Annotated in this window: 11 protein-coding genes; 8 read left to right on the top strand and 3 right to left on the bottom strand. The window is 53.7% G+C overall.

Features of this window, described 5'->3' with window-relative positions; all coding sequences use genetic code 11:
* The first annotated feature begins 3 nt into the window (after positions 1-3).
* On the top strand, positions 4-879 hold the full coding sequence (rluB, locus tag ACOTYB_RS09740) for a 23S rRNA pseudouridine(2605) synthase RluB (protein WP_003856794.1): 876 nt from the start codon (positions 4-6) through the stop codon (positions 877-879).
* A gap of 36 nt (positions 880-915) precedes the next feature.
* On the opposite strand, the gene cobO is transcribed toward rluB, so the two are convergent.
* Together cobO and ACOTYB_RS09730 are read right to left on the bottom strand one after the other, a co-directional pair.
* On the bottom strand, positions 916-1,506 hold the full coding sequence (gene cobO / locus ACOTYB_RS09735) for a cob(I)yrinic acid a,c-diamide adenosyltransferase (RefSeq protein WP_220153107.1): 591 nt from the start codon (positions 1,504-1,506) through the stop codon (positions 916-918).
* On the bottom strand, positions 1,503-2,264 hold the full coding sequence (locus ACOTYB_RS09730) for a YciK family oxidoreductase (protein ID WP_017384219.1): 762 nt from the start codon (positions 2,262-2,264) through the stop codon (positions 1,503-1,505). The genes cobO and ACOTYB_RS09730 overlap by 4 nt, the downstream gene beginning before the upstream one ends.
* A 252-nt stretch (positions 2,265-2,516) precedes the next feature.
* On the opposite strand from ACOTYB_RS09730, the gene sohB reads away from it, so the two are divergent.
* Positions 2,517-3,563 (top strand): protease SohB, encoded by a 1,047-nt coding sequence (gene sohB / locus ACOTYB_RS09725; protein WP_048240659.1) that lies wholly within the window; start codon positions 2,517-2,519, stop codon positions 3,561-3,563.
* 35 nt (positions 3,564-3,598) lie between these two features.
* Here sohB and ACOTYB_RS09720 read toward each other — a convergent pair whose 3' ends face one another.
* Positions 3,599-3,850, bottom strand: coding sequence for a YciN family protein (locus tag ACOTYB_RS09720; RefSeq protein ID WP_003856804.1), 252 nt, complete (start codon positions 3,848-3,850; stop codon positions 3,599-3,601).
* A gap of 398 nt (positions 3,851-4,248) precedes the next feature.
* Between ACOTYB_RS09720 and topA the strand changes: the two genes are divergently transcribed.
* The 6 genes from topA (at position 4,249) to acnA (ending at position 11,734) form a co-directional block, all read left to right on the top strand.
* Positions 4,249-6,846: a type I DNA topoisomerase gene (gene topA / locus ACOTYB_RS09715; RefSeq protein ID WP_003856806.1), complete on the top strand. Its 2,598-nt coding sequence runs from the start codon at positions 4,249-4,251 to the stop codon at positions 6,844-6,846.
* Positions 6,847-7,032: 186 nt separating this feature from the next.
* Positions 7,033-8,007, top strand: coding sequence for an HTH-type transcriptional regulator CysB (gene cysB / locus ACOTYB_RS09710; RefSeq protein WP_006810844.1), 975 nt, complete (start codon positions 7,033-7,035; stop codon positions 8,005-8,007).
* A 336-nt stretch (positions 8,008-8,343) separates the two neighbouring features.
* Positions 8,344-8,484 (top strand): YmiA family putative membrane protein, encoded by a 141-nt coding sequence (locus ACOTYB_RS09705; RefSeq protein WP_213083754.1) that lies wholly within the window; start codon positions 8,344-8,346, stop codon positions 8,482-8,484.
* Positions 8,485-8,486: 2 nt separating this feature from the next.
* On the top strand, positions 8,487-8,657 hold the full coding sequence (locus ACOTYB_RS09700; protein ID WP_032634178.1) for a hypothetical protein: 171 nt from the start codon (positions 8,487-8,489) through the stop codon (positions 8,655-8,657).
* A gap of 137 nt (positions 8,658-8,794) precedes the next feature.
* Positions 8,795-8,893 carry a small membrane protein YmiC gene (gene ymiC / locus ACOTYB_RS09695; RefSeq protein ID WP_032103392.1) on the top strand — a complete coding sequence of 33 codons (99 nt, stop codon included), beginning with the start codon at positions 8,795-8,797 and terminating at the stop codon, positions 8,891-8,893.
* A 165-nt stretch (positions 8,894-9,058) separates the two neighbouring features.
* Positions 9,059-11,734 (top strand): aconitate hydratase AcnA, encoded by a 2,676-nt coding sequence (acnA, locus tag ACOTYB_RS09690; RefSeq protein WP_022651350.1) that lies wholly within the window; start codon positions 9,059-9,061, stop codon positions 11,732-11,734.
* Positions 11,735-11,743: the final 9 nt, after the last annotated feature.

The raw sequence follows: 11,743 nt of genomic DNA, 5'->3' as shown, positions 1-11,743 counted from the left end.
TCAATGAGCGAGAAGTTACAGAAAGTGCTGGCGCGTGCCGGCCACGGTTCGCGCCGTGAAATCGAAGCCATTATTGAAGCAGGTCGCGTGAGTGTGGACGGTAAAATCGCCACGCTCGGTGACCGCGTTGAAATCGTACCGGGGCTGAAGATCCGCATTGACGGCCATCTTATCTCCGTGAAAGAGTCTGCTGAACAGATCTGCCGCGTGCTGGCTTACTATAAGCCGGAAGGCGAACTATGTACCCGCAACGATCCGGAAGGCCGCCCGACGGTGTTTGACCGTCTGCCAAAACTGCGTGGCGCCCGCTGGATTGCCGTAGGGCGTCTGGACGTGAACACCTGCGGCCTGCTGCTGTTCACCACCGATGGTGAACTGGCAAACCGTCTGATGCACCCGAGTCGTGAAGTGGAACGTGAATACGCCGTTCGTGTTTTCGGCCAGGTTGATGAAAACAAACTGCGCGACCTGTCGCGTGGTGTTCAGCTGGAGGACGGCCCAGCGGCGTTCAAAACCATCAAGTTTACCGGTGGTGAAGGCATTAACCAGTGGTACAACGTTACCCTGACAGAGGGACGTAACCGCGAGGTGCGTCGTCTGTGGGAAGCAGTCGGTGTCCAGGTAAGTCGCTTGATTCGCGTCCGCTATGGCGACATTCTGCTGCCGAAAGGCCTGCCACGTGGCGGCTATACCGAGCTGGATCTGACGCAAACCAACTACCTGCGCGATCTGGTTGGCCTGACGCCAGAAACCACGTCGAAAGTAGCGGTAGAGAAAGATCGTCGTCGCATGAAGGCGAATCAGATCCGCCGTGCGGTGAAGCGTCACAGCCAGGTCAGCAGCAATCGCCGCTCTGGCAGCCGTAATAACAACGGTTAATTGAAAAGCCCGGTGAATACACCGGGCTTTTTTTCTTCAGTAATCAATCCCAATTTGCGCTTTGATTCCCGCATCGAACGCATGCTTAACCGGACGCAGCTCGCTGACGGTATCGGCCAGCTCCAGAATATCCCGATGACACCCGCGCCCCGTGACAATAACCGTCTGATGCGCTGGGCGGTTTTTCAGGGCAGCCAGCACGGCCTCCAGCGACAGATAGTCGTAGGCGACCATATAGGTGATCTCATCCAGCAACACCATGTTCAACGACGGGTCAGAGAGCATCCTTTTAGCATGCTCCCAGGCGGCGAGGCAGGCTGCGGTATCGGTTTCCCGGTTCTGGGTATCCCAGGTAAAACCGGTCGCCATCACCTGAAACTCAACGCCATGCGGCTCGAGCAGATTACGCTCGCCGTTGGGCCATTCACCCTTGATAAACTGGATCACGCCCACTTTCTGCCCGTGCCCGACTGCGCGGGTGGCGGTACCAAATGCGGCGGTGGTTTTGCCTTTACCGTTGCCGGTAAACACAATGAGGATCCCGCGCTCGTCCTGAGCGGCCGCCACGCGTGCATCAACCTGTTCTTTCAGACGCTGCTGGCGCTGCTGATGCCGATCTTCACTCATTGCGATATCCCCGGTTTGCGGCCTGGCTGGGCATCGAATGTCATTCCGGTTTTACGACGGCTGTCGTCACCCATCAGCCACAGGTAAAGAGGCATAATATCGGCCGGGGTTTTAAGCTTTTGCGGATCTTCTGTCGGGAAGGCGCTGGCACGCATTTTGGTGCGCGTACCGCCCGGGTTAATACAGTTAACCCGCAGGTGGCGGCTTTGGTACTCTTCGGCCAGCACCTGCATCATTCCTTCGGTGGCAAATTTTGAGACGGCGTAAGCCCCCCAGTTCGCACGCCCCTGACGCCCCACGCTGGAGGAGGTAAAGACCAGCGAGCCGGAATCGGAGTTGAGTAATAAAGGAAGCAAGGCCTGGGTCAGGAAGAACGTCCCGTTGACGTTAACCTGCATCACCTGCTGCCAAATCTCCGGATCCTGTTCATCCATCGGGCGCACTTCGCCCAGTAACCCCGCGTTGTGCAGTACGCCATCCAGACGCGGATAATGCGTGCTGATACGCTGGGCAAGGGCCTGACATGACGCTGGCGTACAGGTCAACAGATCGAGCGTATACCAGGGCGTGGGGGTACCGCCGGCGTTTTCGATTTCACGGGCGACGGCCTTGAGCTTTTCTTCATTACGTCCCAGCAGAATAAGGCTCGCACCGTATTCAGAATAGGTCAGCGCCGCTTCGCGACCAATCCCATCGCTGGCACCGGTAACCAGAATGATGCGGTTCTGTAGAAGGTTTTTTTGTGGCTGATAATGCACGGTTGCTCCTCAGGCGCATTGGGCGTGACTTGCACCTTTATTTATGACTTTTCGGCTTTATGCCCGAAACAGCGTCAGAATTCAATCAGTCTACAGGACAGATCGCTGGGAAATTAACAATTTGCAAAGATTTAAACCAGAAACGGGGGATTCCTGAAGCCGCCTCGCAGAGGTAATGTCCAGAGCGAGACGCCTGCGCAGGGCTGTTGTACACTGGCGTGAAAGATTCGTGGTTAAATCAAGGTGGAACGCGTGGAATTACTTTCTCAGTATGGGTTGTTTTTGGCCAAAATCGCGACGGTGGTTATAGCTGTCGCGGTGATTGCCGTCCTGATTGTCAACCTGACGCAGCGTAAGCGTCAGCGTGGTGAGTTACGCATTACCCGCCTGAGCGAACAGTATAAAGAGATGCAGGAGGAGATGTCTCTGGCGCTGCTTGACGATCATCAACAGAAGCTGTGGCTAAAAGCCCAGAAGAAAAAACATAAGCAGGACGCCAAAGCTGCGAAGGCGAAAGCTAAACTCGCCACGCCACAGGCTGACGCAAAACCGCGCGTCTATGTGCTCGATTTTAAAGGTAGCATGGATGCGCATGAAGTCTCCTCACTGCGTGAAGAAGTGACGGCGGTGCTGGCCGTGGCGACAGTCCAGGATCAGGTGGTGGTACGCCTTGAAAGCCCGGGTGGCGTAGTGCATGGGTATGGACTGGCGGCTTCGCAGTTACAACGTCTGCGGGATAAACAGATCCCGCTCACCGTGGCGGTAGATAAGGTCGCGGCGAGTGGCGGCTATATGATGGCGTGCGTGGCGGATAAAATCGTCGCGGCACCGTTCTCCATTATCGGCTCGATTGGGGTAGTCGCGCAGATCCCTAACTTCAATCGTTTCCTGAAAAATAAAGAGATCGACATTGAACTGCATACGGCGGGCCAGTACAAACGTACGCTGACGCTGCTCGGCGAAAATACCGAAGAGGGACGGCAGAAATTCCGGGAAGATCTGAACGAAACCCACCATCTGTTCAAAGATTTCGTGCACCGCATGCGCCCAACGCTGGACATTGAGCAGGTGGCTACGGGCGAACACTGGTACGGCACGCAGGCGCAGGAGAAAGGGCTGGTGGATGAAGTGGGTACCAGCGACGACCTCCTGCTCAACCTGATGGAAGGCCGTGAGCTGGTGGGGGTGCGCTTCACCCGACGTAAGCGCCTGCTCGACCGTTTTACCAATAGCGCGGCAGAAAGCGCGGATCGCCTGCTGCTACGCTGGTTGCAGCGCGGACAAAAGCCGCTGCTGTAAAGAAAAACGCGAGGCAGATGCCTCGCGTTTTCGTTTTAATCGACCAGGTGGTACTTCTCTGAGAGGGTATGCGCCAGGTATTTAAACATGTTAAATACGGCGGTGCTTTTTGGGGTGGGTAATCCTTGTTCATCAAGGAAGTATTCACCGCTGAACACCAGCACGCCATTACGTTGTTCCACGCCAGTCGCTTCAATCCCCGCCAGGGTGTCTTCATGGTCGCGAATGAGTTTGTTTGCTTCGATAAGCAGTGAAGCTCGGTCAATGGGTTGGGTCGTATTCTGCATATTCCACTCCTTAAACAGTGACAATAGTCTACGCCTGGGTCGCTTCGGGGGCAAATTTTCCCTGTTATCCGAGGGGATAAGGAACAGGGGCTGGCTGGCGGGATTTGCTTTTGCATGCTAATAAAGTTGCGTAACGAATTTTATCAGGTACAGTGTGCGCTTTCGTCATTCTGGCAACAGAATTGCTTGACATTCGACCGGGAATTCGTCACGAATGAACTTTGATGTGAGAAAAATACCCGAAAACTCAATGACCTGGATGTCGCCATTCTGACGTTCGGTAACACATAGGGGTTGATATCCCCTGACGACGTCGCAATATCAATGGCTCGTCGTCAGCGGAAGGGAAATCAACGTGCGGCGTATTCCTGGAAGAATTAAATTAGGTAAAGGTGAATATGGGTAAAGCTCTCGTCATCGTTGAGTCCCCGGCAAAAGCCAAAACGATCAATAAATATCTGGGCAATGACTACGTGGTTAAGTCCAGCGTTGGTCACATTCGCGACTTGCCGACCAGTGGCTCAGCCAGCAAAAAGAGCGCAGACTCTACCTCCACCAAAGGGGCTAAAAAGCCTAAAAAGGATGAACGTAGCGCGCTTGTCAACCGCATGGGTGTTAACCCATGGCACAACTGGGATGCACATTACGAAGTGCTGCCAGGCAAAGAAAAAGTCGTTAACGAGCTGAAACAGCTTGCTGAAAAAGCAGACCACATTTATCTCGCAACCGACCTTGACCGCGAAGGGGAGGCCATCGCATGGCACCTGCGGGAAGTGATCGGGGGTGATGACAAACGCTACAGCCGTGTAGTGTTCAACGAAATTACAAAGAATGCGATTCGTCAGGCGTTTGAAAAGCCGGGTGAACTGAATATCGACCGTGTAAACGCTCAGCAGGCGCGTCGCTTTATGGACCGCGTTGTTGGCTACATGGTCTCGCCGTTGCTGTGGAAAAAGGTCGCTCGCGGCCTGTCTGCGGGGCGTGTGCAGTCTGTTGCTGTTCGTCTTGTTGTTGAGCGTGAACGCGAGATCAAAGCGTTCGTCCCGGAAGAGTTCTGGGAAGTGGATGCGAATGTCACCACGCCGGGCGGCGATGCGCTGCCGTTGCAGGTGAGCCACCACAACGACAAACCGTTCCGTCCTGAAAATCGCGATCAGACCATGGCCGCCGTGGCGCTGCTGGAAAAAGCGCGTTATCAGGTTCTGGATCGTGAAGACAAACCGACCAGCAGCAAGCCTGGCGCACCGTTTATCACGTCAACGCTTCAGCAGGCGGCGAGTACGCGTCTGGGTTACGGCGTGAAGAAAACCATGATGATGGCCCAGCGTTTGTATGAAGCGGGTTACATCACCTACATGCGTACTGACTCCACCAACCTGAGCCAGGATGCTGTCAACATGGTGCGCGGCTATATCGAGGACAACTTCGGTAAGAAATACCTGCCGGACAGTCCTAATCAGTACGCCAGCAAAGAGAATTCTCAGGAAGCGCACGAAGCGATTCGACCTTCTGACGTTTCCGTTCTGGCAGAATCGCTGAAAGATATGGAAGCGGACGCCCAGAAGCTGTATCAGCTGATCTGGCGCCAGTTCGTAGCCTGCCAGATGACGCCAGCGAAATACGACTCCACCACGCTGACCGTCGGCGCGGGTGATTTCCGCCTGAAAGCGCGCGGCCGTATTCTGCGCTTCGACGGCTGGACAAAAGTGATGCCTGCGCTGCGTAAAGGTGATGAAGACAGAACGCTGCCTTCAGTCAACAAAGGTGACGAGCTGTCGCTGGTTGATCTGGTCCCGGCTCAGCACTTCACCAAGCCACCTGCGCGCTTTAGCGAAGCATCGCTGGTGAAAGAGCTGGAAAAACGCGGCATCGGTCGCCCGTCCACCTATGCGTCAATCATTTCGACCATTCAGGATCGTGGATACGTTCGCGTTGAGAACCGTCGTTTCTATGCTGAAAAAATGGGGGAGATTGTCACTGACCGTCTGGAAGCGAACTTCCGCGAGTTGATGAACTATGATTTCACCGCGCAGATGGAAGACAGCCTCGATGAGGTTGCCAGCCATAAGGCAGAGTGGAAGAAAGTTCTCGACAGCTTCTTCAGCGATTTTACCAATCAGCTTGAGAAAGCCGAGAAAGATCCTGAAGAGGGCGGCATGCTGCCTAACCAGATGGTACTGACCAGCATCGACTGCCCAACCTGTGGCCGTAAAATGGGGATCCGTACCGCGACCACGGGCGTGTTCCTCGGTTGCTCTGGTTATGCGCTGTCACCGAAAGAGCGTTGCAAAACCACCATCAACCTCGTGCCGGAGAACGAAGTTCTCAACGTGCTGGAAGGGGACGATGCGGAGACTAACGCACTGCGCGCCAAACGCCGCTGTAAGAAATGCGGCACGGCGATGGACAGCTACCTGATCGATCCAAAACGCAAACTGCACGTTTGTGGCAATAACCCGACCTGCGATGGTTATGAGATCGAAGAAGGTGAGTTCCGCATTAAGGGCTATGACGGTCCGATCGTTGAGTGTGAGAAATGTGGTTCCGAAATGCACCTGAAAATGGGACGCTTCGGTAAGTACATGGCATGCACCAACGACGACTGTAAAAACACGCGTAAGATCCTGCGTAACGGTGAAGTGGCGCCGCCGAAGGAAGATCCGGTTCCGCTTCCTGAGCTGCCGTGCGAGAAGTCTGACGCGTATTTCGTGCTGCGTGACGGTGCTGCCGGGGTATTCCTCGCGGCCAACACCTTCCCGAAATCGCGCGAAACTCGTGCGCCGCTGGTAGAAGAGCTGTACCGCTTCCGCGACCGTCTGCCGGAGAAACTGCGTTACCTGGCCGATGCGCCACAGCAGGATCCGGAAGGCAACAAAACCGTGGTGCGCTTCAGCCGTAAAACGAAGCAGCAGTACGTGGCGGCAGAGAAAGAGGGCAAAGCGACCGGATGGTCAGCCTTCTTTGTCGACGGGAAATGGGTTGAAGGCAAGAAATAATCTTTCCTTACCGTAACTTACCTGTGAAAGGGCCGGACTTCCGGCCCTTTTTTATTACGTAGTTATTATTTTTTGTTCCGTACTATACAGCCTGACTATAAATGATATAGTGGTTATAGTTAACCCGTTTCTTATTATCAAATCGTCTTAAGCGATTGACGCATGCGCTAAATCGGATGGTCTGGCATGAAATTACAGCAGCTTCGCTATATCGTTGAGGTCGTCAATCATAACCTCAATGTCTCTTCCACCGCAGAAGGTCTTTATACCTCTCAGCCCGGCATCAGCAAGCAGGTGCGTATGCTGGAGGATGAGTTAGGTATTCAGATATTTGCCCGCAGCGGTAAGCACCTGACGCAGGTCACGCCGGCTGGACAGGAAATCATACGCATCGCACGGGAAGTGCTCTCCAAAGTCGACGCCATTAAATCCGTCGCCGGGGAACATACCTGGCCCGATAAAGGTTCTCTGTATATTGCCACCACGCATACACAGGCGCGTTATGCGCTTCCCGGGGTGATCAAAGGTTTTATCGAACGCTATCCCCGCGTTTCCCTGCATATGCATCAGGGCTCACCGACGCAAATCGCAGAGGCCGTGTCTAAAGGTAATGCAGACTTCGCTATCGCGACGGAAGCGCTCCATCTGTACGATGATCTGGTCATGCTCCCGTGCTACCACTGGAACCGCTCTATTGTTGTGACCCCGGATCACCCGCTGGCGGGGAAGGGTGAAGTGACAATCGAAGAACTGGCGCAATACCCGCTGGTGACCTATACGTTCGGCTTTACGGGCCGGTCTGAACTGGACACCGCGTTTAACCGCGCCGGATTAACGCCACGGATTGTCTTTACGGCGACGGATGCGGACGTCATAAAAACGTATGTGCGTCTGGGCCTGGGCGTTGGGGTTATTGCCAGCATGGCGGTGGATCCTGTCTCAGACCCGGATCTGGTGCGTCTGGATGCGCATGATATTTTCAGCCACAGCACCACCAAGATAGGTTTTCGTCGCAGCACGTTCCTGCGCAGCTATATGTATGATTTTATTCAACGCTTCGCGCCACATTTAACGCGCGACGTGGTGGATACAGCTGTAGCGTTACGCTCCAATGAAGACATCGAAGAGATGTTTAAAGACATTAAACTTCCCGCCAAATAATCACACCCGGTATCTTTCTGGTACGGAAAGATACCGTCATTACCCTTTAAACCTTAATTAGAATTATCATCATCTACGTCCACTGTCATATATCGTCATAACCCATTAAATGACTATGGTTTTACTGTCGCAAATTTGCGACAAAAGTAGAAACTAATTTACAGGTGTGCAAATTATTCTTTTCAATTATTTATTTCGGGTCAAAAGATTGAATTTTCCCAGGCCCAGATACGTAAATTCACTGGCTTTTCGGCTAAAGTTTCTTTAGGATTTATCTCATCAGATGATTACTTGTGCCAATTGTTTGGTCTCTAAATGATAAGCGATGTCGATTGTATGAGGTTAGCAATGCCGTCAGGAAGTGAAGAACCGCAAAGGGATCCCGCGCTTAAGCGTAAAGCCTGGCTGGCGGTCTTTCTTGGCTCTGCCCTGTTCTGGGTGGTGGTTGCTCTTCTTGTCTGGAATTACTGGGGTTGATTATGGTCATGACGGTGCGTACAGAAGCGAGAAAAGAGATGTGTCAGCTTCGTGACAATGTTCACAAAGCCCGTAAGGCGCCAGCAACCAGCGTACCAGCTTCCTGGAAACTGACGCCACAACAGCAGGCCTTTATTGATGTGTTCGCGGAAGACGAACCCAAAAAACAATAATTTTGATTTTTGCGTAATGATGCAAATAGTCTGAATAAAGACTGTGCACTTTTGTACTCCTTAATAAATACACATCAGCAATATAGAACGAGGGCAGACCTCGCAACCTTAAATAATTAAAGTCTGGTGTCCCTATGATGAATAACATGACAACCGTAAAATACTGGTCATGGCTCGGCGTATTCTCAGCGTCGATCCTCTTCTGGTGTCAGCTCCTCTGGCTGGCCTTGCACTAAATCGTAAAACCTCGCCACGGCGGGGTTTTTTGTTTTATCCCTCGCGTTGGACCATTCCTAAATTTATCAATTTGGGTTGTTATCAAAACGTTACGACATCTTTGTGTTATCTTTAATTACAGCCCTGATGATTGTCAGGACATCCCTGTTTTTAAGGAGGAGCTTATGTCGTTAACCCTACGCGAAGCCAGTAAGGACACATTACAGGCGGAAAATAAAACCTGGCGCTACTACAGCTTACCGCTGGCTGCCAGAACGCTTGGGGACATTTCGCGGTTACCCAAGTCGTTGAAAGTCTTACTGGAAAACCTCTTGCGCTGGCAGGATGGCGACTCGGTTACCGAGGAGGACATCCAGGCTCTGGCAGGGTGGCTGAAAAATGCTCATGCAGACAGAGAAATTGCCTATCGCCCGGCCAGGGTGCTGATGCAGGATTTCACCGGCGTACCAGCGGTTGTGGATTTGGCTGCCATGCGTGAAGCCGTTAAGCGTCTCGGGGGCGATACTGCTAAGGTTAACCCCCTGTCCCCGGTAGACCTCGTCATTGACCACTCCGTCACCGTCGATCACTTTGGTGACGACGATGCTTTCGGCGAAAACGTCCGTCTGGAGATGGAACGTAACCATGAACGCTACGTATTTCTGAAATGGGGTCAGCAGGCGTTCAGCCGCTTCAGCGTTGTTCCACCGGGCACCGGCATTTGTCACCAGGTCAACCTGGAATATCTCGGCAAAGCCGTCTGGAGTGAATTGCAGGATAAAGAGTGGGTGGCTTACCCGGATACGCTGGTGGGCACCGATTCACACACAACCATGATTAACGGCCTTGGCGTTCTGGGTTGGGGCGTCGGTGGTATTGAAGCGGAAGCGGCCATGCTCGGCCAGCCGGTATCAATGCTCATTCCCGATGTGGTGGGCTTTAAGCTGACCGGTAAATTGTCCGAAGGCATCACCGCCACGGATCTGGTTCTGACGGTTACCCAGATGCTGCGTAAGCATGGTGTGGTGGGTAAATTCGTTGAATTTTATGGCGATGGTCTGGATTCCTTGCCGCTGGCGGACCGGGCCACCATCGCCAACATGGCGCCGGAATATGGCGCGACCTGCGGCTTTTTCCCGATTGATAGCGTTACGCTGGAGTATATGCGCCTCAGTGGTCGCAGCGAGGAGCAGGTGGCCCTCGTTGAGGCCTATACTAAAGCGCAGGGCATGTGGCGTAACCCGGGTGACGAGCCGGTATTTACCAGTACGCTGGAACTGGATATGGGCACCGTTGAAGCAAGCCTCGCAGGGCCAAAACGTCCGCAGGACCGCGTCGCCCTGAGCAACGTTCCCAAAGCCTTTGCCGCCAGCAATGAGCTGGAGGTTAACGCCGCGCAAAAAGATCACCGTCCGGTGGACTATGTTCTGAACGGGCATCAGTATCAGCTTCCTGACGGCGCCGTGGTGATCGCCGCTATCACTTCCTGTACCAACACGTCCAACCCGAGTGTGTTAATGGCTGCCGGGCTGTTGGCAAAAAAAGCGGTAGAACTGGGGCTCAAGCCACAGCCGTGGGTTAAAGCCTCTCTGGCGCCTGGTTCGAAAGTGGTTTCCGATTATCTGGCGCAGGCCAGACTCACGCCTTACCTCGACGAGCTGGGCTTCAACCTGGTGGGCTACGGCTGTACGACCTGTATCGGTAACTCTGGTCCACTGCCTGAGCCTATTGAAGTGGCGATCAGGCAGGGTGATTTGACCGTTGGCGCGGTACTTTCCGGTAACCGAAACTTTGAAGGGCGTATTCATCCGCTGGTGAAAACCAACTGGCTGGCCTCGCCGCCGCTGGTTGTAGCTTATGCGCTGGCCGGAAACATGAACATTAATCTGGCGACCGATCCGATTGGTCACGATCGCAAAAATGAACCGGTCTATCTGAAAGACATCTGGCCATCATCGCGTGAAATTGCGCGCGCGGTAGAGAAAGTTTCCACCGAGATGTTCCGCAAAGAGTATGCGGAAGTGTTCGAAGGCACAGCGGAATGGAAAGCGATCGACGTGGTGGGTTCCGATACCTATGACTGGCAGGATGATTCCACCTATATTCGCCTGTCGCCATTCTTCGACGAAATGCTGGCGGAGCCTGCACCGCTGAAAGATATTCACGGCGCGCGGATCCTGGCGATGCTGGGCGATTCCGTCACCACCGACCATATCTCTCCGGCTGGGAGCATCAAGGCGGACAGTCCGGCAGGTCGGTATCTGCAAAGCCGTGGCGTGGAACGTCGCGATTTCAACTCCTACGGTTCGCGCCGTGGTAACCACGAAGTGATGATGCGCGGGACCTTTGCCAACATCCGCATTCGCAATGAAATGGTTCCGGGCGTGGAAGGGGGCATGACGCGCCACCTGCCGGATACAGAGGTCATTTCAATTTATGACGCAGCCATGAAGTATCAGCAGGAGGGGACGCCGCTGGCCGTTATTGCCGGTAAAGAGTACGGCTCCGGTTCCAGTCGCGACTGGGCGGCAAAAGGTCCGCGTCTGCTCGGGGTTCGCGTGGTGATTGCCGAATCCTTTGAACGTATCCACCGCTCAAACCTGATCGGCATGGGGATCTTGCCGCTGGAGTTCCCGCAGGGCGTGACGCGTAAAACGCTGGGTCTGACCGGGGAAGAGCAGATTGATATCAGCGGTCTGCAAAATCTGCAACCGGGTAAAACCGTTCCGGTGAAATTAACGCGCGCAGATGGTACGACAGAAGTGCTGGATTGCCGGTGTCGTATTGATACGGCAACAGAGCTGACCTATTACCAGAACGACGGCATTTTACATTATGTAATTCGTAAGATGCTGGACTGATAAAATCGC

Source organism: Enterobacter cloacae complex sp. IR5450, from assembly GCF_049238665.1.
GTDB classification, from domain to species: Bacteria; Pseudomonadota; Gammaproteobacteria; order Enterobacterales; family Enterobacteriaceae; genus Enterobacter; species Enterobacter hormaechei_C.
The sequence above is the reverse complement of the archived record's forward strand: the minus strand, read 5'-3'. Positions and strand labels throughout refer to the sequence as shown.